A 26,600-nucleotide genomic window follows, 5' to 3' on the forward strand; every position below is an offset into this window, starting at 1 on the left:
TTATCCTACGCCCGACTGCGGCGCCTCATTCCAGCCGCCCGCGTTCAGAAATCGACCGCGATGCCCTTCTTTTCCCAATCGCCATAGCGCACAGGTTCCGGCCCCTTGCGCCCGCCAAGCTCGACCGGGCGCGGCTCTTGCCCCTCTGCCGCGCGGCGCGCATCGGCCTCTTCCAGCGCCCGGCGGGCCGCGGCGGGCAGGGCGGCGCGGCGGGTCTCTTCGCTTTGGGGCGGGGTGTCTGATGGCTCACTCATGGCGCTTTTCCTTGCCTCTGGCTGGTCCGTGATATACCGCGCCAGCACCACAGGACAAGAACTGCAATGCCCAAAAGCCCCTCTCTCGCGCCGCGCATGGCGGCCATAGACCTGATCGCCAGCGTGATCGGCACGCGCATGGGGCTTGGCGAAGTGCTGCCACGTCCGCCCGAAAGCTTCCGCGACCTGCCCCCCGAGGCCCGCGCCCGCGCGCAGCGTCTGGCCGTCGAGACATTCCGCCAGCATGGCCGGGCCGATACGCTGCTGCGCCGTGCCATGCGCAAGACCCCGCCCGAGCCGGTCCTCTGGGTGCTGCGGCTGGCGGTGGTCGAGATGCTGGGTCTTGGTGCCCCGGCGCATGGGGTGATCAATGACGCTGTGGAACTGGTGCGGCGCGAGGAATTTCCGAAACTCGCCGGGCTGGTGAACGCCGTTTTGCGGCAGGTTGCCGAGGTGGGGGGCTGGGACGCCACCCCGGTGCCGCGTCTGCCCGACTGGCTGCGCGGCGCGTTGCAGAACGCCTATGGCGCGAAACTCACGCAGGCGATTGAAGCGGCGCATCAGCACCCCGCTCCGGTCGATCTGACGCTGAAAGCTGGAATCCCTGCAGGGCTGGAGGGCGAGATGCTGCCGACCGGCAGCCTGCGTCTGCACGATCCCCGGCAGATTTCGGCGCTGCCCGGATACACTGACGGCGCATTCTGGGTGCAGGACGCCGCCGCCGCAATGCCGGTGCAATTGCTGGGGGATGTGGCCGGGTTGCGCGTGCTCGACCTTTGCGCGGCACCCGGCGGCAAGACGATGCAGCTTGCGGCACGGGGGGCGCAGGTGACGGCGCTCGATATTTCGGCGGCGCGTATGGCGCGGCTGCGCGAGAACCTGACCCGCACCGGCCTTGCGGCGGATCTTGTGACCGAGGATGCGCTGACATGGCAGCCGGATCAGCCCTTTGACGCGATCCTGCTGGACGCGCCCTGTTCGGCCACTGGCACAATCCGCCGCCACCCCGAATTGCCGCTGATCCGCGCGCGCGACGAGGTGAAGGCGCTGCAATCCCTGCAAGCCGCGCTTCTGGACCGCGTGCTGGACCCGGCACAGGGCCTGCTCAGACCCGGCGGGCGCGTGGTCTATTGCACCTGCTCGCTTCTCCCCTCCGAGGGGGAAGAGCAGATCGCAAGCGCCCTTGAGCGCCACAGCGCGCGGCTTTTGCCCCTTGACCTGCCCGGCCTGCCCCCCGAGGCGCAGGTGCAGGGCGGATTGCGCACAAGGCCCGATTTCTGGGCAGAGCGCGGCGGAATGGACGGGTTTTTCATGGCCATGCTCGCGCATGTGGCCTGAGTGCCGCGCCTGATCCGCTACGCGCGCCGAATCCTTGCCCGGCTGGCCAGATATAGGTATCTGGAATGCACCGACCGCAAGATGAACGCGGTCTCATCTCTGCGAGAGGCGCCGCCTAAGTGACCGAGCCAAGCTCCAGCGGAACCACACCTGTCCGGCTGATCGACCGGCTTCTGGTGCGCTGGCGCGCGGTACGGATTGCGCCCTCGGTGCTGGTCTCGAATCCCGAGCCGCGCATGGTCGGGCATTATGCGCGTGGGCGGCAGATGATCGCGGGGAATTTCCTGATCGCGGGTGAGTTGATCGAGGCGCCGGGCCGCATACCCTTCAGCGCGCGGAGCGCGGAAGCCGTGGATGCCTTGCACGGGTTTGAATGGCTGGACCATCTGGCGGTTGTGGGCGATGCCAGGGCACGCGCACTGGCGCAATCGGGCGTGCTGGACTGGATCACACGTTATGGGCGCGGGGCCGGGCCGGGCTGGGTGCCGGGGCTTGCCGGGCGGCGGGTGATCCGCATGATCGCGCATGCGCTGTTTCTGCTGCAAGGGATGGCGGCCCAGGACCAGACGCGCCTGTTGCACAGTATCGGGCTGCATGCCGATTATCTTGCCCGCCGCGCCGCGCGCGCAGCACCCGGTCTGCCCCGGATCGAGGCGCAGGTGGGCCATCTCTATGCCGCGCTGGCGTTGGAGGGGCTGTCGGGCACCGTGCCTTTCGTCACCCGCCATATGGTCGCGGCCAGCGAGGCGCTGATCGACAAGGATGGCGGTATCGCCACGCGCAACCCCGAAGAATTGCTGCAGGTTTTCGAACTGCTTGGCTGGGCGGCACAGGCGCTGGCCGATCAGGGCCAGACGCCCCCCAAGGCGCTGCTGGACCAGCTTGACCGGATCGCGGGCAGCCTGCGGGTGCTGCGCCATGCCGATGGCGGGCTTGCGCGCTTTCACGGCGGCGGGCGCGGCACCGAGGGCGCGCTGGCCGAAGCGCTGGTCATCCATGACCGCCTTTGCACGCAGCGGCTTGGCCCGGTGGGGGAGCGCGCGATGGGCTATCTGCGTCTGGCCGCAGGGCGCTGCACGGTGATCATAGATGCGGCGCCCCCGCCGATCCGCGCGGCGGCCGGGTCGGCCCATGCCTCGACCCTGGCGTTTGAACTGAGTTCGAATCGCCGCCCGGTGATCGTGTCCTGCGGCGACGGGCGCAGTTTCGGGGCGGATTGGCACCGCGCCAGCCGTGCCACTGCCTCGCATTCCACTCTGGCCTTCGAGGGCTATTCCTCGTCGCGTTTCGCGGCCCGGTCCAAGGCGCGGCCCGAACTGGCCGAAGGCCCGCGCCATGTTGGCGTCGAGTTGCGCCATGCGCCCCACAAGCGCGCGGTTGCGCTGTCGCATGACGGCTATCTCGCCAGCCACGGGCTGGAGCATCTGCGCTATCTCGATCTCTCTGCGGACGGGCGGGTGCTGAGTGGCGCCGATACGCTGGTCGCCATGACCAAGGCCGACAAGCACCGGTTCCGTGACGTGCTGGCGCGCAGCGGCGGGGCAGGGGTGCCCTTCGCGCTGCGTTTTCATCTGCATCCCGAGGCCGAAGCCTCGCTCGACATGAATGGCACCGCCGTGTCGGTGGCCCTGCGTTCGGGTGAGATCTGGGTGTTCCGCGCCGAAGGGCTGGATCTGACGCTGGCCCCGTCGGTCTATCTGGAAAAAGGCCGCCTGAAACCGCGCCCCAGCCAACAGATCGTGTTGTCCTTGCGCGCGCTGGAGGATACGACGCAGATCAACTGGAGCATGGCCAAGGCGCAGGAGACACCGACCGCGCTGCGCGATCTGGAACAGGACAACCCGCTGGCCGTGCCGCAACTCTAAATGATCCGAGGATGACCCATGACTGACCTTGCCCCCTTGCGCCGCGCGTTGCTGTCCGTGTCCGACAAGACCGGCCTGATCGATCTGGCCAAGGCACTGGCCGCGCGCAAGGTCGAGCTTGTCTCGACCGGTGGCACTGCCCGCGCGCTGCGCGAAGCCGGGCTGCGCGTGCAGGATGTGTCGGATCTGACAGGTTTTCCTGAAATGATGGATGGCCGCGTCAAGACGCTGCATCCGGGTGTACATGGCGGGCTGCTGGCGCTGCGCGATGACGAGGCGCATATGGGCGCGATGCAGGCGCATGAGATCAAGGCGATCGATCTGCTGGTGGTGAACCTCTATCCGTTCGAGGCGACGGTCGCGCGCGGCGCGGATTATGCCGAGGCCATCGAGAATATCGACATTGGCGGACCTGCGATGATTCGCGCCGCCGCCAAGAACCATGCTTTCGTTACCGTGGTCACGGATCCCGAGGATTACCTGCCGCTACTGTCGGAACTTGATGCGCAGGACGGCAAGACGCGGCTGGCTTTCCGCCAGCGTCAGGCGCAGCGCGCCTATGCGCGCACGGCGGCCTATGATGCGGCGGTCTCGACCTGGATGGCGGGCGCGATTTCCGAAGCGGCCCCGCGCAGACGGGCCTTTGCCGGAACGATTGCCCAGACCCTGCGCTATGGTGAGAACCCGCATCAGGCCGCGGCCTTCTACCGCGATGGCTCGGACCGGCCCGGTGTGGCGACTGCGACCCAGCATCAGGGCAAGGAACTGAGCTACAACAACATCAACGACACGGATGCGGCCTTTGAGCTGGTCTCTGAATTCCTGCCTTCCGACGGCCCGGCCTGCGCGATCATCAAACACGCCAATCCCTGCGGTGTGGCGCGCGGCGCGACGCTGGCCGAAGCCTACCAGCGCGCCTATGACTGCGACCGCACCTCGGCTTTCGGTGGCATTATCGCGGTGAATGGCCCGCTGGATCTGGAAACCGCCCAGGCGATTACCGAGATATTCACCGAAGTCGTGATCGCGCCGGGTGCTACGCATGACGCCATCGCGCATTTCCAGAGCAAGAAGAACCTGCGCCTGCTGACGACGCCCGGCCTCGCCAATCCGGCAAGTCGCGGGCTGGCCTTCAAGCAGGTCTCGGGCGGGTTTCTGGTGCAGGACCGCGATAATGGCATGATCACGGCGGATGATCTGCGCGTGGTGACGAAACGCGCGCCGACCGAGGCCGAACTGGCCGATCTGCTGTTCGCGTGGAAGGTCGCAAAGCACGTGAAATCCAATGCCATCGTCTATGTGAAGGATGGGGCAACCGTGGGCGTGGGCGCGGGCCAGATGAGCCGGATCGATTCGACCCGGATCGCGGCGCAGAAAGCACGCGACATGGCCGAAGTGCTGGAACTGTCCGCGCCGTTGACGCAAGGCTCGGTCGTGGCGTCGGACGCGTTCTTCCCCTTCTCGGACGGGCTGCTGGCCGCGGCCGAAGCCGGGGCGACAGCCATCATCCAGCCCGGTGGCTCGATGCGCGATGACGAGGTGATCGCGGCGGCAGATGCGGCGGGGCTGGCGATGGTCTTTACCGGCCAGCGTCATTTCCGGCACTGAGCGCCATGCGGATCGCAACCGGAACATTGGCGCTGACCCTAATCGTCGATCAGGCCAGCAAGTGGTGGGTGATCGAGCGCATGGCGCTCGATCAGCGCCTCTATATCCCGGTGTTTGACCCCTATCTGGTCTTCGCGATGGCCTGGAATCAGGGCATCAATTTCGGTCTGTTCGGCTCCGACAGCGATGTGATGCGCTGGTTTCTGATCGCGCTGGCGCTGGTGATCTGCGTCGTGGTCTGGGCCTGGGTCCGGCGCGACGGGGCCAGCCGGATGATGCAGATCGGCGCGGGGCTTCTGATCGGCGGCGCGCTGGGCAATGTGATCGACCGCATCCGCTGGGGGGCGGTGGCGGATTTCATCAACATGTCTTGTTGCGGGTTCAGAAATCCGTATTCTTTCAACATTGCAGATGCTGCGATTTTTGCCGGGGCCTTTGTGCTGATCCTGTTTTCGGGGCGCAGGAGCAATCACCGGAACAGCTAGCGCCACCGGATTCGGGGCGGTTTGAAAAGATGACAGCAGGGCGTGACGCGGCCAGAGGAATAGGCTAAGACCAAGGCGCCGGACGAGTTGACAAAGGGGGTCCAGATGGCAGTCAGACAGGTGATCTTCGCCGCTTTGGGCGTTGCAACCCTGACGCTCGGGGCCTGCTCGGACGCGGATAACCCGATCCTGATGCATGCCGGCAGCGAAACCCGCGGCCCGGACGAGTTTTCGATCCTGCCCACACGCCCGCTTGAAATGCCCCCCAGCCTGACCGAATTGCCGACGCCCAATCCCGGTGGGGTGAACCGGGTCGATCCGCAGCCAGAGGCCGATATCGCCCGCGCGCTGGGCGGCAATCCGGCAGTGGCAATGGCCCCCGGTGCCGTGGATGGCGGTATCGTCAACCATGCCAGCCGCTTCGGGCGCGAGGCCGGGATTCGCGAGCAGCTGGCCGCCGAGGATCTGGCGCATCGCCAGCGCAATCGCGGGCGGCTCTTGGAGCGCATTTTCGCGGTGAATGTCTATCACAATGCCTATCAGCATATGTGGCTTGACAAATATGCTGAACTCGAACGCTGGCGCCGCGCCGGGGTGCGGACACCGACGGCCCCGCCGCCTGCCGAGTGATCACAATCACTGTGGAATAACGCCCGAACCCGCTCACGCTTGCGTGGGCGGGCTTGAATCCCCTCGTGAAGACGGTAGCTTGCCGGGAAACTCTCTTTGGAGGATGAAGATGTTTGCGCGCAGCCTGTTCGTTGCGGGATTGCTTGTTATCGGCAGCCTCGCCGCTGCCAAGGCCAGCCCCGTCACCCATGCCACGCTTGAAAACGGGCTGGAAGTCGTTGTCATCGAGGATCGCCGCGCCCCGGTCGTTGTGCATATGGTCTGGTATCCGGTCGGCGCGGCAGATGAGCCGCCGCTGCAATCGGGCATCGCACATTTCCTTGAACATCTGATGTTCAAGGGCACCGATACACAGGCCCCGGGCGAATTTTCCGCTGTGGTCGAGGCCAATGGCGGGCGCGACAATGCCTTCACCTCCTGGGATTACACGGGCTATTTCCAGCGCGTCGCCTCTGACCGGCTGGCGCTGATGATGGAAATGGAAGCCGACCGCATGCAGAACCTGTCTTTCACCGAGGCCGAATGGCGCCCCGAGCGCGATGTGATTTTGGAAGAACGCAGTCAGGTGCTGGAAAGCCGCGTCGGTGCGCAATTCAACGAGGCGCTTCTGGCCGCGCTGTTCAAATCCCACCCTTACGGCGTGCCGATCATCGGCTGGCGGCACGATATGGCGCGGCTGACCGGCGATATGGCGATGGAATTCTATGCCGCCCATTACGGGCCCAACAACGCGATCCTTGTCGTTGCCGGGGATGTGGATACGGCAGAGGCGCTGGCGATGGCCGAGACCCATTACGGCGCGATCCCCGCCAATCCCGCGATTGCGCCGGTGATCCGCCCGTCAGAGCCGCCCCATCTGGCTGAACGCAGGGTGCTGATGGAAGATGCGCGCGTGGGCAACCCCTATGTCAACCGCATCTATCTGGTGCCGCCACGTCGCAGCGGCGACCAGTCGGAAGCGGCCGCGCTACAGATGCTTGCGGCGCTGCTGGGCGGGTCGGCCACGACCTCGGTTCTGGAACGGCAGTTGAATTTCGAGGAAGGTATCGCGCTGTCGGCCTGGGCCAGTTACTCGGGCATGATGCGCGATTATGGCATGTTCATGCTGGGCATTGTCCCGGTCGAGGGCGTTTCGCTGGATGAGGCCGAGGCCGCAATGGACCGCGTTGTTGCCGGGTTTCTGGAAAACGGCGTCGATCTGGAGCAGTTCGAGCGCGTGCGTCGCCAGATCCGGGCCTCGGAAATCTACGGGCTGGATGATACGCAATCGCGCGCGCGCCAATATGGCACCGGCCTGAGCATCGGGCTGACGGTCGCGGATATCGATGGCTGGATCGCGGCGCTGGAAGCCGTCACGCCGGAAGATGTCATCGCCGCCGGGCGCGAGTTGCTCGACCGCCGGGCCTCTGTCACCGGCCATCTGACCCGTCCGCAGACATCCGAGGTGAACTGATGAAACGCCTGATCGCGCTTTTCCTTGTCGTCGCTTTTCCGCTGCGCGCAGAGGTCGATATCACCCCGGTCACTTCCGAATCCGGCCTGCAGGCATGGCTGGTCGAGGAACGCTCTATCCCTTTCGTCACGCTGGAACTGATCTTTGCCGGTGGCGCCACGATTGAAAGCGACGATCAGGCGGGGGCGGTGAATCTGATGACGGCGCTTCTGGAAGAAGGCGCGGGCGATCTGGACGCGCAGGCTTTTGCCGCGCGCACCGAAGAACTGGCCGCGCGGATCAGCTTCAGTTCCGGGCGCGATTCGGTTTCGGTGTCCGCGCGCTTTCTGACCGAGGATGCGGAAGCCGTGATCGACCATCTGCGCCTTGCCCTGACCGAACCACGCTTTGACGAGCAGGCCATCGCGCGGGTGCGCGGGCAGGTTCTGGCTAATCTGCGCCGGGAAAACCTGGACCCCAACACACTGGCCTCGCGCGGCTTTGCCCGCGCGGCCTTTGGTGCACATCCTTACGGGCGCGAAACCAATGGCACGCCCGAGACGGTGGCCGCGCTGGACCGGCAGGCGCTTGTCAGCGCCCATCAGGGCGCGATAGCGCGCGACCGGGTGTTTATCGGCGCGGCGGGCGATATCGGGGCAGAGGAACTGGCCGCCCTGCTGGACCGGCTGTTCGAGGGCATCCCGGAAACCGGCGCCCCGATCCCCGAACGCGCCGCGTTTCTGGCCGGGCCGGGGCTGGAGGTCATTCCCTTTGACGGGCCGCAATCGGTGGTGGCGTTCGGCCATGACGGGATCGCGCGGGACGATCCCGACTTTCTGACGGCTTATGTTGTAAATGAAGTATTCGGCGGCGGGCGCTTCGGCACACGGCTGATGCGCGCTTTACGCGAAGAGCGCGGGCTTACCTACGGTATCGGCGCGTTTTTATCCGCCGGTGCTTTGGGCGAAAGCTATCAGGGGCGTCTGTCCACCGACAATGCCAATGTTGAGATAGTGATAGAACTCCTGCGCGAGGAATGGGCGCGTATGGCCCGTGACGGGATCAGCGCAGAAGAATTGGAACGCATCCAGACCTATTTGACCGGGGCCTATCCGCTGCGCTTTGATGGCAATGCTTCCATCGCCTCGATCATGGCCTCGATGCAATATCAGGGGTTTGATCAGGATTACGTCAATATCCGCAATGACCTGATCCGCGCCTTGACGCTCGAAGAAGTCAACGCGATGGCCGCGCGCCTCTATGACCCCGAAGCGCTGTTTTTCGTCGTCGTGGGCCAGCCGGTAGGGCTGAACTAGCTTGGCAGGGCAAGGGTATTCATGCTACATCCTGTAGGATGAATGCTCCTGACCGCAACATACGCCCTGAAATCCGCCAGCTCGACGAAGCTGCCGTCAACCGCATTGCCGCGGGCGAAGTGGTTGAGCGCCCGGCCTCTGCGGTCAAGGAACTGGTCGAGAATGCGCTCGACGCAGGCGCGCAGCGCATCGGGATTTCCTATGCCGATGGCGGCAAGACCCTGATCCGCGTCAGCGATGATGGCCATGGGATGCGCGGCGCGGACCTGCCTTTGGCGCTTTCGCGCCATGCCACCTCGAAAATCGACGGGTCGGATCTGCTGAATATCCATTCCTTCGGGTTTCGCGGCGAAGCGCTGCCCTCGCTGGGGGCGGTGGGACGGCTGAGCATCACCAGCCGCACGGCGGGCGAGGAGGGCGCAAGCATCTCGGTCGAAGGCGGGCGCATGGGCACCGTGCGCCCGGAGGCCGCACGCTACGGCACGACAGTCACGCTGCGCGATCTCTTCTATGCCACGCCCGCGCGGCTGAAATTCATGCGCTCCGACCGGGCCGAAGCGCAGGCGATTGCCGATGTGGTCAAGCGGCTGGCGCTGGCCGAACCCTATGTCAGCTTCACCCTCAGCGATGTCTCTGCCGATGCGCCGCGCGAGATCTTCCGCGCCGACGCCGCGCAAGGCGCGCTGTTTGACGCGCTGGAAGAGCGCATGGCCAGCGTGATCGGGCGAGATTTCACCGACAATGCGCTCCGCATCGACGCGGAACGCGAAGGGCTGCATCTGACGGGTTTTGCCGCGCTGCCGACCTATTCGCGCGGCGCGGCGGTTGCGCAATATCTCTTCGTCAATGGCCGCCCGGTGCGCGACAAGATGCTGCTGGGCGCGCTGCGGGCGGCCTATGCCGATGTGCTCTCGCGCGACCGGCACCCGGTTGTGGCCCTTTTCCTGACTTGCGCGCCGGAACTGGTGGATGTGAATGTGCATCCGGCGAAATCCGAAGTGCGGTTCCGCGATCCGGGGCTTGCCCGCGGGCTGATCGTGAGTGGCTTGCGCCATGCGCTGGCCGGGGCCGGGCACCGCGCGTCGAGCACCGTTGCGGGGGCAATGCTGGGTGCGATGCAGCCGCAGCAACAGCCCGGCCGGAGCTATCAGGTGGACCGCCCTTCAAGCCATGCTCTGGGCCGCGCCCATCAGCTTCAGGCCCCGCAGGCGCTGCAGGAAGCGCCCGCGCTCTGGTCCGCGCCAGAGACGGTTTCGGCCCGCCCGGTGCCTGAAGTTAATGACAGCCTTGACGCCCCGCTGGGGGCTGCGCGCGCGCAACTGCATGAAAACTACATCATCGCCCAGACGCGCGACGGGATGGTGATTGTCGATGCCCATGCCGCGCATGAACGGCTGGTCTATGAGCGCCTCAAGCACCAGCGCGCAGAGCGCGGGGTTGCCGCGCAGGCGCTGCTGATCCCGGAAATCATCGAATTGTCCAGTCTGGAAGCGGCGCAGATGCTCGCTCTGGCCCCGGATCTGGCGCAGCTTGGTCTGGTGATCGAGGGCTTTGGCGGCAGCAGCATCATGGTGCGCGAGACGCCTGCCATTCTGGGGCAGGTCGATGCGCGCGGGCTGATCCGCGATATCCTGGATGAACTGACCGATCTGGGCCATTCTCAGGGGCTGGAGGCGCGGATTGACGCGGTGCTCTCGCGCATGGCCTGTCATGGCTCGGTGCGCTCGGGGCGCCAGATGCGGGTCGAGGAAATGAATGCGCTGTTGCGCGAGATGGAAGCCACGCCGCTTTCGGGCCAGTGCAACCATGGGCGGCCCACCTCGGTCACGCTGTCGCTGGCGGATATCGAGAAGCTATTCGGGCGCAGATAGGCGCGCGGCCTGTGCGCGCGGGGCGCGCGCGCACAGGCGGGAATGTCACAGCAGGCGGCGCGCGATGACCTGCGCCTGAATTTCGCCCGCGCCCTCGAAAATATTCAGGATACGCGCATCGCAGAGGATGCGGCTGATCTGATATTCCAGCGCGAAGCCGTTGCCGCCATGGATCTGCAGCGCATTATCCGCACAGGCCCAGGCCACACGCGCGCCCAAGAGTTTCGCCATGCCCGCTTCCAGATCGCAGCGCCGGTCGGCGTCTTTTTCGCGGGCGCTGAAATAGGTCAGTTGCCGCGCGATCATGATCTCGACTGCCATCATCGCCAGTTTCGCCGCCACGCGCGGAAACTCGATCAGCGATTTGGCGAATTGCTTGCGATCCTCGGCATATTGCATCCCCACTTCCAGCGCATTCTGCGCAACCCCGATCGCGCGGGCCGCGGTCTGGATGCGCGCGGACTCGAAAGTCTGCATCAATTGCTTGAAGCCCTGACCCTCGACGCCGCCAAGCAGATTCTCGCCCTTGACCTTGAAATCGTCGAAATTGACCGTGTATTCCTTCATGCCGCGATAGCCCAGAACCTCGATCTCGCCGCCCGAAAGCCCTTGATCGACAAAGGGGGTCTCATCCGTGCCGGGCGTCTTTTCCGCCAGAAACATCGACAGCCCGCGATAATCCTTGGTGTCGGGGATGGTGCGTGCCAGAACCGTCATGACATGGGTGCGGGCGGCATGGGTGATCCAGGTCTTGTTGCCGTTGATCACCCAGTCATCGCCCTCTTTGACCGCGCGGGTGCGCAGGCTGCCCAGATCAGAGCCGGTATTGGGCTCGGTAAACACCGCCGTCGGCAGAATCTCCCCCGAGGCGAGTTTCGGCAGCCACTGTTCCTTCTGCTCCTGAGTGCCGCCGCAGAGGATCAGTTCCGCCGCGATTTCCGAGCGCGTGCCAAGGCTGCCCACCCCGATATAGCCGCGCGAAAGCTCTTCCGAGACCACCACCATCGCGGCTTTGGGCATGCCCAGCCCGCCATATTCTTCCGGGATTGTCAGGCCGAAGATCCCCATGTCGGATAATTGCCCGATCACCTCCATCGGGATCAGCTCATCCTTCAGATGCCAGTCATGCGCATGGGGCACGACCTGTTCATCGGCATAGCGGCGGAACTGGTCGCGGATCATTTCCAGCTCTTCGTCCAGCCCTGTCGCGCCAAAGGTCGCGCGGCCATGGTTCGAGCGCATCAGCGCCACCAGCGCCATGCGGGCGGCATCCGTATTGCCCTCGCGGCGCAACTGGCCGCAGGCGCCGCTGTCGAGATCACCTGTCACGCCCAGATCCGACAGGCGCGCAACCTCGCCCTGATTCATCGGGATGCCGCCCGCGATCTGGTTCAGATATTCGCCAAAGCCGATTTGCAGGATCAGTTGTTCCATCTCGCCAAAGCGGCCTTCATCCTGCAGACGCTCGGCCCAGCCCTGCATCTGGCGCAGGCTTTCGACATAGGTGGCAAGCCAAGCCAGCCCATGTGTCGCATATTGATCGGTCTCCAGCAGCGTCGCATCGACCTTGCCGCCGGGGGCGACGCGGGCGCGCATTGCCACAAGCGCCTGCTCCAGCACATGCTCTGCCGGGGGAAGGGCGGCGCGGGTCACGCTCAGCAGGTCTGCGATCACGGGCGCGGGCAGGGCTTGTCCATCATGCGGCATGGGTCACTCCGATCCTTGTCATCCGGGTATTATGCAATTGCAGCATTACATAGGCCCCCAAGATCGGCTGCGCAACAAAAATACGCGCAGGTTTTACATTCTTTGCATTTATGTCGCAGGGCAAGCGCCAATTCCGGGCGCTTGCCGAAGCCATGCGCCCCGTCCCGATGGCGCTCAGCCCGTGACTTGCTCGCGCAGCACCGATCCGGTCATCGAGACAAACAGATAGATCCCGAGGAAGATCAGGAAAGCCAGTGCCGAGTTTTCCAGCTTGCGCGGATAGGTCGGCTCATCCGGGGCGACGGGTTCGACTGAAAGCGCCAGATAGCGCACCTGCCGACTGACCTCGATCCGCGCGGATTCCAGTTGCTGCATCGCCTGCGCGCGCATCATCTCGCGCGTCTGGACCTCGGCTTCGGCCATGATCAACTGGCTTTGCGTCCGCGCGAGCGACGCACCGTCATTCGAATCGCGCGTCATCGAGCCGCGCAAGGCCTCGATCTGCGCGCGCAGCGCTTCTTCGCGTCGCTCCAGCGGTTGCAGCCGGGCGGGGTTTGGCCGGGGATTCGAGCGCATTTCCTGCAGGCTCAGCCGGGTCTGGGTCAGTTCCGCCTCCAGCGCGCCGATCTGCTGCGACAGAAGCGACAATTCCACCTCGCCCGACATGACCGCAGAGCGCTCTTGCAGATCGACCACCGCAAGCCGCGCCTCGATCAGCTTTTGCTGCGCGTCTTCCAGGCTTTGGCGCGCCTCATTCATCTGGCTGTCGCGCAGGCGCTGGGTCATCATATCGACATGCTCTTCGGCAAAGCGGATCAGCGCGCGCGAAAACCGCTCACTGTCCTCGGGCGTGGCGGCGATCACTTCCAGCCGGACCACACCTTCGGTCGGGTCATAGCCGATCAGCACATGGCGCTTGAACAGGCGGAAAGCGGCCTCGTCGGTCGCATCCGCCGGAAGCCTGCGCAACAGGTCGATACGGTCGTCGATGAAATGATCCTTGAACCCTTCCTCGTTGTTCAGCCGCTGCATCGCCGCGCGCGATTGCAGATAGCTCTGCACCGAGGCGGCTTCATTCTGCCCCCCAAGCCCCATGCCCGCCGCCGAAGGCAGCATGCCGGCCAGATCCCCCGGTGCGCCGCCATCGGCCTGCTGGATCACGAACTGGCTTTCGGTGGCATACATCGGCGTCGCCATGACGTAGAAATACCATGTCGCAATGAATGTGGGCAGGGTCACGAACACGAGCAGGCGCGCGCCCAGATGCAACAGCCGCTTGCGGCGGCGCCGGGCGATGTCGCGCTGAACCTTGCGCAATTCCTTTTCGCGATCCGCCGCCAGTCGCGCCATACGGTCCTTGGCGACTGACACAGGGTCAGAGGCATCCTCCTGCGTTGCCGGGCTTGTCTCCGGCCGGGTGGTCAGCGCGCGGCTCTGTTCGGGTTGGTCGGTGCTGACCAGATCGAGGATCTTGCCACGGGTGAAAGGATCAATGCCGCGTTCGCGCAGCATCAGCACTGCGTCATGGGAGGAGGTCGGGCGCAGCCCGTGCTTCTGCGCCACACGCATCGCCATACGCAATTGCCGCCCGGTCAACCCCTCGGCGCGGACGGATTCGATCGTGTCCAGCACCTCGGGCTTGCCTTCGAGATCGGTATTCGCGGCCTGATCCTGCCCCGCCGCTTCCGCAGCCGGGCCGGAAGTCTCGGCGGTCTTCTCCTGCGGGGCTTTCTCGGGCTGTTCCGGCGGAGCGGCATCGGCCTGCTCGGGGTCCGACTCGCGCGTGCGTTCCTTGGGCGCGTTACGCGATTCCTTGCGGATCTGCACCGGCGCATCCGATGCGCGCGGGGGTTCCGGCGCTGCGGGCGGGGCAGGGCTGTCCTCATCTGCAAGCTCCGCCTCGTAGACCTGCGCTGGGGCCATGAAAGGCGTGCTGCGCGGCGGCAAGACCTGCGATGCCCCCTGTGCAGGGGGGATAACACTGTCTTGCGCCGAAGCGGTGCGGCGCAGACGGAAACGCTTGGATTTAACTTGTGTAGTCATAGAGTTCCTTGGCTTCTTCGAGCGTGTCGAAGAAAAAAAGCTTCCCGTCGCAGAGGACAGCAGCAGAATTGCAGAATTTTTGCAGAATTTCCATCTGATGTGACACGATCACCAGCGTCGAGTATTCAAATCTCTCGCGCATCACCGCGCCCGCCCGCCGATTGAACGCCACATCGGTGGTCGAGGGCATGCCTTCATCGACAAGATAGAGGTCGAAATTCATGGCCAGCATCAGCGCCAGCGACAGGCGCGCGCGCATCCCCTGACTATAGGTGCCAATAGGCATGCTGAAATATTCGCCGATATCGCACAGCCAGCGGCAGAAGGCTTCAACCTCATCCGGGTCCAGACTGTAGAGCGATGCAATATAGCGCACATTCTCGGTGCCCGACTGCTTGTTATCCAGCCCCCCCATGAAGCCAAGCGGGAAAGAGACGCTGCAGCGGCGATGGATGCGCCCTTCATCGGGCTTTTCCAGACCGGCCATCATGTTGATGACAGTGGTCTTGCCGGTGCCGTTCTTTGCAAGAATCCCCAGATTCATGCCGCGACGGACGGTGAAACTCGCCTTATCAAGGATGATCTTGCGCTGTCTTCCTGTCCAGAAGGACTTGCTGACATTATCAAATTCCAACATGCCTGCACGCCTTGCGGGCCAGTTTGCCAGAGCAAATGGCAAAATACCGATAATAGCCGGAAAGCCCGCGCCAGACCATCCGTGCGCAGGCCCCGTCACCCCGGACTATACGCCCCGAACAGGGGTCCGGGCAATCCTGGCATTGCACAGGTAAAGTGGGTGTGAAGCCTGTTCGGAAAAAGACAGGTGCATCATGGGCTTGAAGGGGCATGTTGCCGTGTTCGGGCCGCGTCCGGCCAAGGCATGCCAGATGCGTTACCGCCCCCAGGACCGGTTTGCGCCGCAATCGAAATGCACGAAATTCGAACCCGAATAGCGCCCGACGCCCCCGGCATTGCAGGAGATGGCGGCCTGGGCGATCTGATTGACCGATCGCGAATTCAGGCGCACATCCGCCGCCTGTCCGCGCAGATGCAACGAATCCTGTGCGACATTGTTCGAGCGGGCGCGCAGCATGGCATTGGTGGCAGGCGAGCGGTAGCCCGACAGAAGCATATAGGGTTCGCTGACCCGCAGGATGTTATGCGCCGCGGCCAGAAAATCGATGGTGCGCACGTCGATGTTATGGACCTGATTGTTGCGCCAATCCCGGAAGAAGTGATTGATTTCGCCCATGGATTCAGGAATGTACTGCCCGTCGATCCAGTAGATGATATTGACGTTCTCGCCGGTTCGCCCGGAGTAGAAGCGGATCCGGCGGATATCGCCCGCGCCACGCGCATAGGCTGTCACGCCGGGGAAAAATGGTGCTGCGCTGATGGCTGTCGCCGCGAACGCCCCGAGGATCGCACGGCGCGTCATGGAAGTCGTCGCTGCATCAAGCATGAAACGGCTGGTCCTTTGTCCCTGTATCGTGCCCGTCCTTGCGGCGATGCCGTCTTGGCGGATCTTTGGCACGGTCCCTCTTCCTTGGCAGTCTCTGCCTCGCGCGAGCTTGGTGCCATAAAAACCCGGCTTGCCCAAGTGGTTTCCGGGCAACAGTGCCTCCAGCACCCTGTTTTGAGCGGATTTTTGCCGGTTTTCCGCCGGGTGCATGCCGTGCGGCAGGCCAGAGTCATGAACGTGTCGATATGCCATAGGTTCCGGGATAGGATAAATTCCTTCACGAAAGCTGAACGTCACGTCCCGAAACCCGCTGTTTCCCCTCGCGCGCTTGTGAATGGACGCCTTGAGCGATAATCTGCCTAGATTGCAGTCTGTGCATTAAGGGATGTGAAATGCTGAATTTTTCTGGAAAGCCGCGCGGCGGGGCAGGGCTGGCACCGGCGCTTGCGCTCATAGTGACGCTTGGATTTGCCGGTCCTGTCGAGGCCCAGCAGTTTCCGGCCTTCCGGCAGGCGCTGGCCGAGCAGGTTTCCGAGAACAGCAAGGTCTCCGCCTTCTATCGCGACACGGACTATGCGCCGCTCTGGACCGGCGCGGACAGTGCCGCGCGGCGCGAGGCGCTGCTGAGCGCGCTGTCACGGGCCCCGGAGCACGGTCTGCCAGCAGGGCGCTATGACCTGCCGGGCCTGATTGCGGCTTTCGAGCAGGTCGAAAGCGAGCGCGACCGCGCGCTGCTTGAAGCGAAAGTGACCAAGGTTTTCCTGCAATATGCCCGCGATATCACCAGCGGCGTGCTGGATCCGCGCACGATTGACCGCAGTATCGTGCGTGCCCTGCCGCGCCCGGACCCGGAGGAATTGTTGCATAAGCTGCACCAGTCGCCCGCGACCTCGGTGCTGCGTAACCTGATCCCGGTCGCGCCGGAATATGGCAGGCTCCTGCGCGCGCGCAAGGCGCTGGAGGAAGTGATCGCGCAGGGCGGCTGGGGCGCGCGCGTCCCTGAAGCCCGCTTCGCCCCCGGCACCTCGGGCGCAGAGGTCGTCGCGCTGCGCAACCGTCTGATTGCGATGGGCTATCTGGAGCGCTCCGCTGCGGCAAGTTATGATTCGGCCCTGCAAATGGCAGTGATGAACTTCCAGATCAATCACGGGATAGATGCGGATGGGATCGCCGGAGGCGCCACGATCCGCGCGCTGAATGTGCCCCCCGAAGAGCGGCTGAAATCGGTGATCGTCGCGATGGAGCGCGAGCGCTGGCTGAATATCCCGCGTGGCGAACGGCATATCTGGGTGAATCTCACGGATTTCACCTCGAAGATCATTGATAACGATCAGGTGACTTTTGAAACGGTCTCGGTGGTCGGTGCGCAGGCGGATGATCGCCAGACGCCGGAATTCTCCGACATGATGCGCTATCTGGAGATCAATCCCGACTGGACGCTGCCGCGCTCGATTCTGGCCCGTTCCTATTGGGGGGCGCTGGCCTCAGGGGGCGCGCGGCATTTGCAGGTCGTCGATGCGCGCGGTCGTGTCGTGCCGCGCGAAGCGATCAATTTTGCGCGCTACACCCCGGCGAATTTTCCCTTCAACGTGCGCCAGCCCCCCGGGCCGAGCAACGCGCTGGGCGAAGTGAAATTCATGTTCCCCAATCCATATGCGATCTATCTGCATGACACGCCCGAGCGGCACCTGTTCCGCACCACCGTGCGCACCCATTCCTCAGGCTGCATCCGGCTGAACGATCCGCGCGATTTTGCCTATGAGTTACTGTCGCGTCAGACCGATGACCCGCAGGGCCTGTATCACCGCACCCTGAACACCGGGCAGCAGACCCGCGTCTATCTGGACGAGCCCGTCCCTGTGCATCTGGTCTATCGCACGGCCTTTACCAATGTGCGCGGCGAGCTGAATTTCCGCAACGACATGTATGGCCGCGACGCGAAAATCTTCGAGGCGCTGCGCCGGGCCGGGGCGGTGCGGGACGATCTGCGAATCTGAAAAAACGGCGGGGGCACCACAGGCATGGTGTCCTCTTTTGCCGCACACGCGAGATTTTGAGTTGCCCGCTGTTACGAAACTGTTACAGTTCCAGCGGAGAAAAGGGATGGGGTCAATACATACAGGAGCGCCTCCCATGGGACTCGATATCAGGCAAGAGATGGATGTGGTTGCCGAACGCGTGATCGCGATTATTGCAGAACAGGCGATGCTGGAGCCCGAGGATATCACGCAGGACTCTCAACTCGCTGAACTGGGCATCGACAGCCTTGGGGTGGTCGAGTGCATTTTCGGGATCGAAGAAGCCTTCGGGATCACCGTGCCGTTCAATGCCAATACGCCGGATCAGCCGGGCTTTGATATTTCGTCGGTCGGCGCGATCATCGCCGAAGTGGAAAAGCTGGTGGCACGCCGGGCGGCATGAGGCGCGTTGTCATCACGGGGGCGGGCACGCTCAACCCGCTCGGCGAGGACGTGTCTGCGAGTTTCGCCGCCATGCAGGCCGGTCACTGCGCCATCGGGCCGCTGACCTGCCGCGATGTCGAGCGACTTTCGGTCCAGATCGGCGCGGAAGTGCGCGGTTTCGACCCTGAAGCGCATTTCGCCCGCAATACACTCACCCTGTTGGACCGGTTCAGCCAGTTCGCGCTGGTCTCTGCGCGGCAGGCGATGGGGCAGGCGGGGTTGGATCTGTCTGCCGATGCGGCGCTGCGCGCGGGCGTTATCCTTGGCACGGCCGGGGGCGGGAATACCACGGTCGATGACAATTACCGCACGGTCTATGAAGAGGGCAAGAACCGCGTTCACCCTTTCGTGGTGCCGCGGCTGATGCATAATGCCGCGACCTCGCATCTGGCGATGGAATTCGGGCTGAAGGGGCCGAGTTTCACCGTTTCGACCGCCTGTGCCTCGGCCAATCACGCGATGGGGCAGGCGGCGCAGCTGATCCGGGGCGGCGTGGCGGATATCATGCTGACCGGCGGGTCAGAGGCGATGCTCTGTTTCGGTGGCATCAAGGCCTGGGAAGGGCTGCGCGTCATGTCGCGCGACACCTGCCGCCCGTTCTCGAAGGATCGCTCCGGCATGGTGCAGGGCGAGGGCGCAGCAGTTTTCGTGTTCGAGGAACTGGACCATGCCCGCGCGCGTGGCGCCGAGATACTGGCCGAAGTCGCAGGCTTCGGGATGAGTTCGGATGCGGGCGATATCGTCATGCCGGATCTGGACGGCCCGGTCCGCGCGATGCGTGCAGCGCTTGCCGATGCCGGGTTGGCGCCGCAAGATATCGGCTATGTCAATGCGCATGGCACCGGCACGGCGGCGAATGACCGGGTTGAAGCGCGCGCCTTGCGCGCGGTGCTGGGCGATCATCTGGACCGGGTGCCGGTGTCCTCGACAAAATCCATGCATGGCCATCTGATCGGGGCCACCAGCGCCGTGGAATTGCTGGCGGGGGTGATGGCGCTGCGCGACGGGATCATCGCACCCACGGTCAATTTCACCGAAGCCGACCCCGAGATTGCCCTCGACCCGGTGCCCAATACCGCGCGCGAGGCGCGGGTTGATGCGGTGATGTCGAATGCCTTTGCCTTTGGCGGGCTGAACGCGGTGCTGATCCTGAAGCGGTATACCTGATCCCGAGCTGGCAAGGGGCGCGCTGCCCCTGTCGCCAGAGGCGGGATCCTGCGCGCCGGGCTGCGCTGCGGTATATCCGGGTAGAATGCCTTGCCGATCAGCGGCCCGCCGCGCGTCGCAGCGGGGGCAGGGCGTCTTCCATGGGGGTATTGTCCATCTGCTGCACTGTGTCGCGCAATTCATTCAGCAGGTCGAGCAGCATATCCAGGCGCTCGGCCCCGAAAGCTTCGGCAAGGCGGCGGTAGCTGGGCTCGGATTCCTCGACCACCTCTTCGAACAGCGCCCGGCCCGCATCGGTAAGCCGCACCATATGGCGGCGTGCGTCATTGCAATCGACCTGTGCAATCAGCCCGCGCTGGGTCAGGCAGCGAAAGATGCGCGTCAGCGATGGCGGCAGGATCACGCAGCGTTCGGCGAGGGTCTTGGCATCCAGCGCCTCGGCCTCGGCCAGCGCGCGCAACACGCGCCATTGCGGCATGGTCAGATCATGGCTGTCGATAAAGGGTTTGAAGAGCCGCGTCGTCGCCTCGCGCGAGCGCAAGAGCGCGATGGGCAGGGATTTCTCGAATTTTCTGAGCGATGTCTTGTGCTGTGGCGCCATGGGTCACTTTCCAAAGTTTTGGAACTCTACCAGCCTGCGGCGTATTTTCAAATGAAAACTATTTTGCATCTGCGGAAAAAAACCGCATCTGGCTTTGCGCGCGGGCGCGACCGGCCTCGGTCAGGTGCAGGCTGGGCTGATCCGCGCCCGCATCAAGGCTGCGCCGGATCAGCCCGTCATCAAGCGCGCGGCGCAGCGCGGCGCGGGCGCGCTTTTCCGGCCAGCCCAGATGCGACACAAGTGCCGCGCGGCTGTTCTCGGTCGCGGCATGGGCAGAGCCCTCATGCGCCGCCAGATGCAGGATCAGGGTCAGGCTGTCGATGCGGCGCTGGTTCTGCCCGGCGCGCAGGCGGCGTGTGATCAGCCCGTCCTGCGGGCTGAGAACCAGCGCCAAGGTGAAGAAAACCCCGGTCATGGCGGCCATCATGGCGCCGATATTGACATCCCAATGCTGCGCAAGCGCATAGCCGGTCACGCAAGACAGGGCCGACAGGGCGGCGGCGATCAGCACCATGGGCGCCAGTCGGCGCGTCAGCAGAAAGGCCGTGGCGGGGGGCGTGATCACGAAGGCGATGAACAGGATCGCCCCCACCGCCTCGAAGCTCGCGACCGCCGTGACCGAGGTCAGCGCGAGCAGCGCATAGAAGATCAGCCCCGGCGCGAACCCCAGCGCCGTGGCCAGTGCCGGGTCAAAACTCGCGAGTTTCAGTTCCTTCCAGAACAGGCTCACAAAAGTCAGGTTGATGGCGAAGACCACGGCCAGCGCCAGCGTGGCCACGGGCACGGGCTGGCCCAGAACCGGCATCGTGTCGATCCAGACAAAGGCGATTTCACCCAGAAGCACCGCATCGACATCCAGATGCAGGTTGCGCGCATTGAGGTTGATCAGCAGCACCCCCAGCGCGAACATGGCCGGAAACACGAGCCCGATGGCGGCATCCATCTGCACCAGCCGGGTGCGGTGCACAAGCTGGGTCAGCGCCACCGTGATCAGCCCGGTGACAACCGCCCCCGCCAGTTGCACCGGCCCATGCAGATGGCCGGTCAGCATCCAGACCGTGATGATCCCCAGAACAATCGCATGGCTGATCGCATCGGTCAGCATCGCCGCACCGCGCAGGATCAGAAAGCAGCCCAGTAGTGCGCCGGACAGCCCCACCAATAGCCCGGTCGTCAGGATCATCGCCGGGATTGAGGTGAAAAACGCCTCAAGCATCCTTTGCGCCTTTCTCCAATGCCTCGGCGCGGGCGCGGCCCTTGGGCGTCAGTTGCCAATGCGGCGTGGTTTCGGGCGCATGGGTGGTTTCGCGCAGCAATCCGCGCGCGGTCAGATCCGACAGCGCGGCATCGGTCGCGGCCCGGTGTTCCAGACGCAGCATCCCCTGTTCGGCCGGGTAATCCGGGTCATCATGGGCACGGGCCAGCGCATGGATCGTGCCCAGCACCTGATCCGAGCGCAGATTGCGCGCGCGCCTGCGCCGGGCAAGTTCCTGCCAGACCAGCCCGCGCCCCGGTGCTGCCAGCATCGAGAGCGCGACAAAACCCGTCGCCACCAACACGACCACCGGCCCAGTGGCCAGCCCCCGCGCGCCTGCGCTGATCAGCGCGCCGATCACGCCCGAGGCGACGGCAAATCCCATCGACAGAAACACCATCGCCCCCAGCGAGCGCGCCCATTGCCGGGCCGCCGCTGCAGGCGCGATCAGCAGCGCCACCATCAGGATCACCCCCACCATCTGCAACCCGGCGACGATGGCCAGCGCCACCATCACCGTCAGCAGGGCCTGCACGCCCCCGACAGGCAGGCCGATCGCCTGCGCGAAATCGGGATCGAAACTCACGAGCTTCGCCTCTTTCCAGACCAGCGCAAGGATGCTCAGCGCGGCCAGTGCCAGCCCGCCCATGATCCACAGATCACTGCGCAGGGTCGCGGCGGCCTGCCCGAACAGAAAGGCAGACAGGCCCGCACTGGCTGCGCCCGACTGCCCCTGCGCATGGCTGAGCAGCACGATGCCGATGGCGAAACTCACCCCCAGCACCACACCCAGCGCCGCATCGGGTTTCAGCCGCGTCTGCCTTGTGATCGCGATCACGGCCAGCGCCGCCAGCCCGCCCGAGAGTGCGGCACCGGTCAGGATCGCGCCCAGATCGCGCCCGCCTGCAATCAGAAAGCCCAGCACGATCCCCGGAAGGGCGGCATGGCTGACCGTATCGCCCAGGAGACTCTGACCGCGCAGCAGCGCAAAGGCGCCCAACGCCCCGCTGATCAGCCCCAGAAGCGCCGCGCCCAGCAGAACGGTCTGCACAATCTGGCTCGAAAGAACTGCGCCCATCTCAGCCCCGGATCAGTGCGGCACTATGGCCATAGGTCTGGCGCAGGTTCTCGGGCGTGTAGGTCGCGCGCAGCGGGCCTTGCGCCACGATTCTTGTGTTTAGCATCACCAGCCAGTCGAAATACTGCTCCACCGTCGAGAGGTCATGATGCACCACGATCAGGGTCTTGCCCCGGTCGCGCAGGGATTTCAGCAGCGCGATGATGATATCCTCGGTCGGGCGGTCGACGCCCGCCATGGGTTCATCGAGGAAATAGAGATCGGCATCCTGCACCAGCGCGCGGGCGATGAACACCCGCTGTTGCTGGCCGCCTGAAAGCTGGCTGATCTGGCGGCGGGCGTAATCCTGCATGCCGACGGCACGGAGCGCCTCCATCGCCTTCTCGCGCTCGCGCGCGCCGGGGCGGCGCAACCAGCCCAGCTGCCCGTAGAGCCCCATCGTGACCACATCCAGCACATCGGTCGGGAAATCCCAATCCACGGTCGAGCGCTGCGGGACATAGCCGATGCGCTTGCGCATGCGGGTTATGGGCTGGCCGAACAGGCGGATATGCCCCGCGACAGGGGGCACCAGCCCCAGAGCCGCCTTGATCAGCGTCGATTTGCCCGAGCCATTCGGTCCGACAATGGCCGCCATTACCCCCGGCGGCACGTCAATGTCGATATCCCACAGGGCGGGTTCCGCCCCGTAGGTGACCGTCAGATCCTCGACATGCAGCGCGAATTGCGGCTCGTGCAGATCGCTCATCGCAACGCCTGTTCCGCCCAATCGGCCAGTGCCTCGGGCACCGGGGGCAGGGTGCCGCCAAGCGCGGCCGTGATCGTGGCGATATTCGACCAGATCATGCCGATATAATCCTCGCCCAACTGGCCGGGCTCGCCCATGGCATCGGCAAACAGCTCGCCCCCGATCACCACCTCATGCCCCTGCGCCCGGACCTCGGCCACCAGCGCCTCGATGCTGCGCGGGTTGATCGTGGTTTCCACGAATACCGCCGGGACGCCATGTTCGACGACGAATGCCGCAACCTCGCGGATATCAGCAATCGAGGGTTCGGCATCCGTGCTGATCCCGGCAACGGCCTCCGAGGCCTCGATCTCATAGGCACGCGAGAAATAGTTGAAGGCATCATGCGCTGTCACCAGAAGCCGGGTCTCTTCCGGGATCGAGTCTATCGCGAGGCGTGCCCAGTCATCAAGCGCTTCCAGCTGGGCGGAATATTCGGCGGCATTCTGCGCCATGGCCTCCGCGCAATCCGGTCGCGCCTTGGACAGGAGTTGCGATACCTGCGGGATGGCCTGCGCCCAGAGACCGGCCGCCATCCAGACATGCGGATCGGGCTGGCCGTCATCATCCAGCAGATCTTCGGGGGCATAGGTCGCGGCCAGAACCCCCAGAACCGGCTTGCGCCCGCGCATCGCCTCCAGCGGGCGGGTCATCTGCGCCTCCAGCGCGGGGTCCAGATAGAGGATCACATCCGCCTGATCGAGCCGACCGATATCCGACGCGCGCGGGGTGTAGAGATGCGGATCACTGCCTGGCCCCATCAGCGCCTCGGCGGCCACGCATTCCCCGCCAATCGCCTGCACCATGTCAGACAGCATCCCGATTGTGGACAGCACCCGCAAAGGCTCTGTCGCGAGGGCGGGATAGGGCAGGGCAAGCGCCGTGAGGGCGGCCAGATATCGCATGAGGATCTCCTGTGGTTGAATTGCAAATGAGAATTATTCTCAAAAACGGCGCATGTCAATTCCTCTTTCAAGTCTTGCAGCGCCCCGCGTGATTGGGCATCACCACCGCATAACTGACAAATCAGGACAGGATCCGAGCATGAGCGATATCACCCAGGACGCCTATAACGTCACCGCCGATGAACTGCGCCAGTTCATCGAGCGTTACGAGCATCTGGAAGCCGAGAAGAAAGACATCACCGACCAGCAAAAGGAAGTGATGGCCGAGGCCAAGGGGCGCGGCTACGATACCAAGGTGCTGCGCAAGATCATCGCCATGCGCAAACGCAAGCCCGACGAGATTGCCGAGGAAGAAGCGGTGCTTGAGCTCTACAAGGCCGCTCTGGGCATGGAATAAGCGGAATTCGCCATCCCGGCCTCCGGACAGGGGCCGGGATGGCGCTTCGGGCGGCCCGCATCAGCGTCAGGGCTGGATCAGGGACACACCCTCCATCGCCGCGATCCGCGCGGTGTCTTCTTCATAAAGCTCCGTCAGCAGATCGACATGGGCTTCGTCCCAGCCCGTCGCGCTGACATCGACATCCAGCTTCTGATCGTCACAGAACTTGTCGAGAAAGACCGAAATCACCTTCTGGCGGTGCGCGTCATCCACCGGCGGAGAGGCCGCCAGATAGGCCGCCAGTTTCTGCGACGCGCCATCGACAAGCACAGTGTCAAACCAGTTGAAACTGTTCTCGAATTCCTGCTCGGGGCTGTAGCCCGCGACCAGCCGCAGCACCCGGTGCCAGATGAAGGGCGTATCCTCGTCGCACCAGAGCGTCAGTTTCGCCTCTGGCCAGATCAGGCGGAATTCCTCGGTCAGTTCCGACCAGCGCAGATCCGTGCCCGCGATCTGCAGGCTGGGTCCGCCCTGCGCCTGCACCTGACCATTGCTCAGATAAGCGGGAACGAAAGAGGCGGGGTTGCGCACGGCAAGGAATATCTCGACCTGATGACCTGCGAAGATATTGCGCAAGGCCGCGATTCGCCGCGCGGCACCGGGGTAGAAGCGGCGTTCATCAAGGCAATCGGGCAGCCGCGACAAGAGGCGTTGCGCCGAGAGCACCAGCCTGCGTGTATCTGCCCCGGCCCCGGTGGCGGTCAGAAGCCGCTCGAAGGCTCTCGGTGCGCCATGGCCCGAAGCGATATGATCCGCTGCGTCGTTCAGCAGAGACTGAAAGTCGCGCGCCCGCGGCACCAGTATCCCCTGCGCGGCAAGCATGTCCGAATTCGCCATCAGACAATCCCGCAACTGCGAATCGTCCGTCAGATGTGCGCCCAGATGCAATGCGATTTCCATGGTGCTTGCGCCTTCCTGCTAGTGCGGAAAACTTGCCATTGGAATGTGACCGCCTTTGGACATGATAAAGGCCACAGTATGACGAATGTTAACGGGTCGTGAATCGTCAAACACGACGTCTTCCGGCGTTTTCACATATTGAGCCGGAGCGCGATTACCCTTATGGAGGCCCCAGAGGCCGGCTTAGCTCAGTTGGTAGAGCAGTGGTTTTGTAAACCGAAGGTCGGGGGTTCGAGTCCCTCAGCCGGCACCAGATCCCGACGTGTCCGAACTACCGGCCTGCAGGCGACATCCTTTGGCGCAGTCCCTTTCATGCGGTCCCGTGATATGACAAAGGGGCCGCCTTTTCGGGCAGCCCCTCCGCAAGCATCTGTCACAGCCGCAATTACTGGTCGGTCAGTTCCGCGTTTGGCTCACGTTCGAACCGGGGTTCGCGAGGCGGTCGGCCAATCACGTCGCGCAATTCATCCAGCTCGATGAAATTGTCGGCCTGCCGACGCAGGTCATCCGCGATCATTGGCGGAGAGCTGCGGATGGTCGAGACCACCGAGACGCGCACGCCCTGACGCTGCAGGCTCTCAACGAGCGGCCGGAAGTCGCCGTCGCCGGAGAACAACACGGCATGATCCAGACGCGGCGCGAGTTCCATCGCATCCACGGCCAGTTCGATGTCCATATTGCCTTTGACTTTTCTGCGGCCCATGGAATCTGTGTATTCTTTCGCGGCCTTTGTCACCATATTGTAACCATTATAGTGCAACCAGTCGACCAGCGGGCGGATCGGGGAGTAGTCGTCATTCTCAAGCAGCGCGGTATAATAAAAGGCGCGCAGCAACTTGCCGCGACGCATGAATTCTTGCCGCAAGAGCTTGTAGTCGATATCGAACCCCAGTGCCTTGCCGGCAGCATAGAGGTTCGCCCCATCTATAAACAGCGCAAGCCGTTCGTCTTTATAGAACATTTCGGTGACCTTGTAAGAAGTAGAGTTCAGGGAG

At 64.1% G+C, this 26,600-nt stretch carries 24 protein-coding genes and 1 tRNA gene; 13 read left to right on the plus strand and 12 right to left on the minus strand.

All coding sequences use genetic code 11. The features are described 5' to 3' along the window. Nucleotides 1-44: 44 nt before the first annotated feature. Complete coding sequence (locus BG457_RS14180) at nt 45-254, minus strand: DUF1674 domain-containing protein (RefSeq protein WP_071798009.1); 210 nt, start codon at nt 252-254, stop codon at nt 45-47. A 66-nt stretch (nt 255-320) separates the two neighbouring features. On the opposite strand from BG457_RS14180, the gene BG457_RS14185 reads away from it, so the two are divergent. The 8 genes from BG457_RS14185 to mutL all read left to right on the plus strand — a co-directional run bounded on the left by BG457_RS14185 (nt 321) and on the right by mutL (nt 10,799). Next, nucleotides 321-1,592: an RsmB/NOP family class I SAM-dependent RNA methyltransferase gene (locus tag BG457_RS14185; RefSeq protein WP_245771008.1), complete on the plus strand. Its 1,272-nt coding sequence runs from the start codon at nt 321-323 to the stop codon at nt 1,590-1,592. Between the two features lie 119 nt (nt 1,593-1,711). Further along, nucleotides 1,712-3,457, plus strand: coding sequence for a heparinase II/III family protein (locus BG457_RS14190; protein ID WP_071797839.1), 1,746 nt, complete (start codon nt 1,712-1,714; stop codon nt 3,455-3,457). Between the two features lie 18 nt (nt 3,458-3,475). Beyond that, the gene (gene purH / locus BG457_RS14195) at nt 3,476-5,065 is read left to right on the plus strand and encodes a bifunctional phosphoribosylaminoimidazolecarboxamide formyltransferase/IMP cyclohydrolase (protein ID WP_071797840.1); all 1,590 of its coding nucleotides are present in this window, start codon (nt 3,476-3,478) and stop codon (nt 5,063-5,065) included. Between the two features lie 5 nt (nt 5,066-5,070). Continuing rightward, nucleotides 5,071-5,550: a signal peptidase II gene (gene lspA / locus BG457_RS14200; protein ID WP_071797841.1), complete on the plus strand. Its 480-nt coding sequence runs from the start codon at nt 5,071-5,073 to the stop codon at nt 5,548-5,550. 105 nt (nt 5,551-5,655) lie between these two features. After that, complete coding sequence (locus tag BG457_RS14205; RefSeq protein WP_071797842.1) at nt 5,656-6,180, plus strand: DUF3035 domain-containing protein; 525 nt, start codon at nt 5,656-5,658, stop codon at nt 6,178-6,180. Between the two features lie 109 nt (nt 6,181-6,289). Beyond that, the gene (locus tag BG457_RS14210) at nt 6,290-7,633 is read left to right on the plus strand and encodes an insulinase family protein (RefSeq protein WP_071798011.1); all 1,344 of its coding nucleotides are present in this window, start codon (nt 6,290-6,292) and stop codon (nt 7,631-7,633) included. Beyond that, nucleotides 7,630-8,928 carry a M16 family metallopeptidase gene (locus BG457_RS14215; RefSeq protein ID WP_071797843.1) on the plus strand — a complete coding sequence of 433 codons (1,299 nt, stop codon included), beginning with the start codon at nt 7,630-7,632 and terminating at the stop codon, nt 8,926-8,928. The genes BG457_RS14210 and BG457_RS14215 overlap by 4 nt, the downstream gene beginning before the upstream one ends. 38 nt (nt 8,929-8,966) lie before the next feature. Further along, nucleotides 8,967-10,799 carry a DNA mismatch repair endonuclease MutL gene (gene mutL, locus BG457_RS14220; protein ID WP_071797844.1) on the plus strand — a complete coding sequence of 611 codons (1,833 nt, stop codon included), beginning with the start codon at nt 8,967-8,969 and terminating at the stop codon, nt 10,797-10,799. A 45-nt stretch (nt 10,800-10,844) separates the two neighbouring features. On the opposite strand, the gene BG457_RS14225 is transcribed toward mutL, so the two are convergent. The 4 genes from BG457_RS14225 to mepK all read right to left on the minus strand — a co-directional run bounded on the left by BG457_RS14225 (nt 10,845) and on the right by mepK (nt 16,011). Continuing rightward, on the minus strand, nt 10,845-12,506 hold the full coding sequence (locus BG457_RS14225; protein WP_071797845.1) for an acyl-CoA dehydrogenase family protein: 1,662 nt from the start codon (nt 12,504-12,506) through the stop codon (nt 10,845-10,847). Nucleotides 12,507-12,680: 174 nt separating this feature from the next. Continuing rightward, nucleotides 12,681-14,549 (minus strand): KpsE/RkpR family capsule polysaccharide export protein, encoded by a 1,869-nt coding sequence (locus BG457_RS14230; RefSeq protein ID WP_071797846.1) that lies wholly within the window; start codon nt 14,547-14,549, stop codon nt 12,681-12,683. Further along, the gene (locus tag BG457_RS14235; RefSeq protein ID WP_071797847.1) at nt 14,533-15,186 is read right to left on the minus strand and encodes an ABC transporter ATP-binding protein; all 654 of its coding nucleotides are present in this window, start codon (nt 15,184-15,186) and stop codon (nt 14,533-14,535) included. The genes BG457_RS14230 and BG457_RS14235 overlap by 17 nt, the downstream gene beginning before the upstream one ends. A gap of 255 nt (nt 15,187-15,441) precedes the next feature. Then, nucleotides 15,442-16,011 (minus strand): peptidoglycan L,D-endopeptidase MepK, encoded by a 570-nt coding sequence (mepK, locus tag BG457_RS14240; RefSeq protein ID WP_071797850.1) that lies wholly within the window; start codon nt 16,009-16,011, stop codon nt 15,442-15,444. A 392-nt stretch (nt 16,012-16,403) separates the two neighbouring features. Here mepK and BG457_RS14245 point away from each other — a divergent pair, with 392 nt between their 5' ends. From BG457_RS14245 to BG457_RS14255, 3 genes are all read left to right on the plus strand, one after another. After that, nucleotides 16,404-18,008, plus strand: coding sequence for a L,D-transpeptidase family protein (locus tag BG457_RS14245; protein WP_071797852.1), 1,605 nt, complete (start codon nt 16,404-16,406; stop codon nt 18,006-18,008). A gap of 136 nt (nt 18,009-18,144) precedes the next feature. Next, complete coding sequence (locus tag BG457_RS14250; RefSeq protein WP_245771009.1) at nt 18,145-18,432, plus strand: acyl carrier protein; 288 nt, start codon at nt 18,145-18,147, stop codon at nt 18,430-18,432. Continuing rightward, nucleotides 18,429-19,640, plus strand: coding sequence for a beta-ketoacyl-[acyl-carrier-protein] synthase family protein (locus tag BG457_RS14255; protein ID WP_071797854.1), 1,212 nt, complete (start codon nt 18,429-18,431; stop codon nt 19,638-19,640). Before BG457_RS14250 ends, BG457_RS14255 begins: the two co-directional genes overlap by 4 nt. 97 nt (nt 19,641-19,737) lie before the next feature. On the opposite strand, the gene hpaR is transcribed toward BG457_RS14255, so the two are convergent. From hpaR to BG457_RS14280, 5 genes are read right to left on the minus strand one after another with little or no spacing between them, the layout of a single operon-like run. After that, nucleotides 19,738-20,241, minus strand: coding sequence for a homoprotocatechuate degradation operon regulator HpaR (gene hpaR / locus BG457_RS14260; RefSeq protein ID WP_071797855.1), 504 nt, complete (start codon nt 20,239-20,241; stop codon nt 19,738-19,740). A gap of 58 nt (nt 20,242-20,299) precedes the next feature. Beyond that, a complete protein-coding gene (locus BG457_RS14265) occupies nt 20,300-21,457 on the minus strand; it encodes a metal ABC transporter permease (protein ID WP_071797857.1) in 1,158 nt (385 codons plus the stop codon). Next, nucleotides 21,450-22,574, minus strand: a complete 1,125-nt coding sequence (locus BG457_RS14270) for a metal ABC transporter permease (RefSeq protein WP_071797859.1) — start codon at nt 22,572-22,574, stop codon at nt 21,450-21,452. The genes BG457_RS14265 and BG457_RS14270 overlap by 8 nt, the downstream gene beginning before the upstream one ends. Nucleotide 22,575: 1 nt before the next feature. Beyond that, a complete protein-coding gene (locus BG457_RS14275) occupies nt 22,576-23,322 on the minus strand; it encodes a metal ABC transporter ATP-binding protein (RefSeq protein ID WP_071797861.1) in 747 nt (248 codons plus the stop codon). Next, nucleotides 23,319-24,266, minus strand: a complete 948-nt coding sequence (locus BG457_RS14280) for a metal ABC transporter solute-binding protein, Zn/Mn family (RefSeq protein WP_071797863.1) — start codon at nt 24,264-24,266, stop codon at nt 23,319-23,321. Before BG457_RS14280 ends, BG457_RS14275 begins: the two co-directional genes overlap by 4 nt. A 139-nt stretch (nt 24,267-24,405) precedes the next feature. Here BG457_RS14280 and BG457_RS14285 point away from each other — a divergent pair, with 139 nt between their 5' ends. After that, nucleotides 24,406-24,663, plus strand: a complete 258-nt coding sequence (locus BG457_RS14285) for a DUF2312 domain-containing protein (RefSeq protein WP_071797865.1) — start codon at nt 24,406-24,408, stop codon at nt 24,661-24,663. A 66-nt stretch (nt 24,664-24,729) separates the two neighbouring features. Here the strand turns inward: BG457_RS14285 and BG457_RS14290 are convergent, their stop codons facing one another. After that, on the minus strand, nt 24,730-25,605 hold the full coding sequence (locus BG457_RS14290) for a hypothetical protein (RefSeq protein WP_071797867.1): 876 nt from the start codon (nt 25,603-25,605) through the stop codon (nt 24,730-24,732). A 177-nt stretch (nt 25,606-25,782) separates the two neighbouring features. Between BG457_RS14290 and BG457_RS14295 the strand changes: the two genes are divergently transcribed. Next, nucleotides 25,783-25,858, plus strand: a tRNA-Thr gene (locus tag BG457_RS14295). Nucleotides 25,859-25,990: 132 nt separating this feature from the next. Here BG457_RS14295 and BG457_RS14300 read toward each other — a convergent pair. Next, nucleotides 25,991-26,566, minus strand: a complete 576-nt coding sequence (locus BG457_RS14300; protein ID WP_071797868.1) for a LabA-like NYN domain-containing protein — start codon at nt 26,564-26,566, stop codon at nt 25,991-25,993. Between the last annotated feature and the right edge of the window lie 34 nt (nt 26,567-26,600).

The sequence above is a fragment of the Natronohydrobacter thiooxidans genome (assembly GCF_001884735.1).
GTDB lineage: Bacteria > Pseudomonadota > Alphaproteobacteria > Rhodobacterales > Rhodobacteraceae > Roseinatronobacter > Roseinatronobacter thiooxidans_A.

Coding starts and splice junctions, on each gene's coding strand:
- BG457_RS14180 (WP_071798009.1), bottom strand. CDS start 254: ATGAGTGAGCCATCAGACACCCCGCCCCAAAGCGAAGAGACCCGCCGC.
- BG457_RS14185 (WP_245771008.1), top strand. CDS start 321: ATGCCCAAAAGCCCCTCTCTCGCGCCGCGCATGGCGGCCATAGACCTG.
- purH (WP_071797840.1), top strand. CDS start 3,476: ATGACTGACCTTGCCCCCTTGCGCCGCGCGTTGCTGTCCGTGTCCGAC.
- lspA (WP_071797841.1), top strand. CDS start 5,071: ATGCGGATCGCAACCGGAACATTGGCGCTGACCCTAATCGTCGATCAG.
- BG457_RS14205 (WP_071797842.1), top strand. CDS start 5,656: ATGGCAGTCAGACAGGTGATCTTCGCCGCTTTGGGCGTTGCAACCCTG.
- BG457_RS14210 (WP_071798011.1), top strand. CDS start 6,290: ATGTTTGCGCGCAGCCTGTTCGTTGCGGGATTGCTTGTTATCGGCAGC.
- mutL (WP_071797844.1), top strand. CDS start 8,967: ATGAATGCTCCTGACCGCAACATACGCCCTGAAATCCGCCAGCTCGAC.
- BG457_RS14225 (WP_071797845.1), bottom strand. CDS start 12,506: ATGCCGCATGATGGACAAGCCCTGCCCGCGCCCGTGATCGCAGACCTG.
- BG457_RS14230 (WP_071797846.1), bottom strand. CDS start 14,549: ATGACTACACAAGTTAAATCCAAGCGTTTCCGTCTGCGCCGCACCGCT.
- BG457_RS14235 (WP_071797847.1), bottom strand. CDS start 15,186: ATGTTGGAATTTGATAATGTCAGCAAGTCCTTCTGGACAGGAAGACAG.
- mepK (WP_071797850.1), bottom strand. CDS start 16,011: ATGCTTGATGCAGCGACGACTTCCATGACGCGCCGTGCGATCCTCGGG.
- BG457_RS14245 (WP_071797852.1), top strand. CDS start 16,404: ATGCTGAATTTTTCTGGAAAGCCGCGCGGCGGGGCAGGGCTGGCACCG.
- BG457_RS14250 (WP_245771009.1), top strand. CDS start 18,145: ATGGGACTCGATATCAGGCAAGAGATGGATGTGGTTGCCGAACGCGTG.
- BG457_RS14255 (WP_071797854.1), top strand. CDS start 18,429: ATGAGGCGCGTTGTCATCACGGGGGCGGGCACGCTCAACCCGCTCGGC.
- hpaR (WP_071797855.1), bottom strand. CDS start 20,241: ATGGCGCCACAGCACAAGACATCGCTCAGAAAATTCGAGAAATCCCTG.
- BG457_RS14265 (WP_071797857.1), bottom strand. CDS start 21,457: ATGCTTGAGGCGTTTTTCACCTCAATCCCGGCGATGATCCTGACGACC.
- BG457_RS14270 (WP_071797859.1), bottom strand. CDS start 22,574: ATGGGCGCAGTTCTTTCGAGCCAGATTGTGCAGACCGTTCTGCTGGGC.
- BG457_RS14275 (WP_071797861.1), bottom strand. CDS start 23,322: ATGAGCGATCTGCACGAGCCGCAATTCGCGCTGCATGTCGAGGATCTG.
- BG457_RS14280 (WP_071797863.1), bottom strand. CDS start 24,266: ATGCGATATCTGGCCGCCCTCACGGCGCTTGCCCTGCCCTATCCCGCC.
- BG457_RS14285 (WP_071797865.1), top strand. CDS start 24,406: ATGAGCGATATCACCCAGGACGCCTATAACGTCACCGCCGATGAACTG.
- BG457_RS14290 (WP_071797867.1), bottom strand. CDS start 25,605: ATGGAAATCGCATTGCATCTGGGCGCACATCTGACGGACGATTCGCAG.
- BG457_RS14300 (WP_071797868.1), bottom strand. CDS start 26,566: ATGTTCTATAAAGACGAACGGCTTGCGCTGTTTATAGATGGGGCGAAC.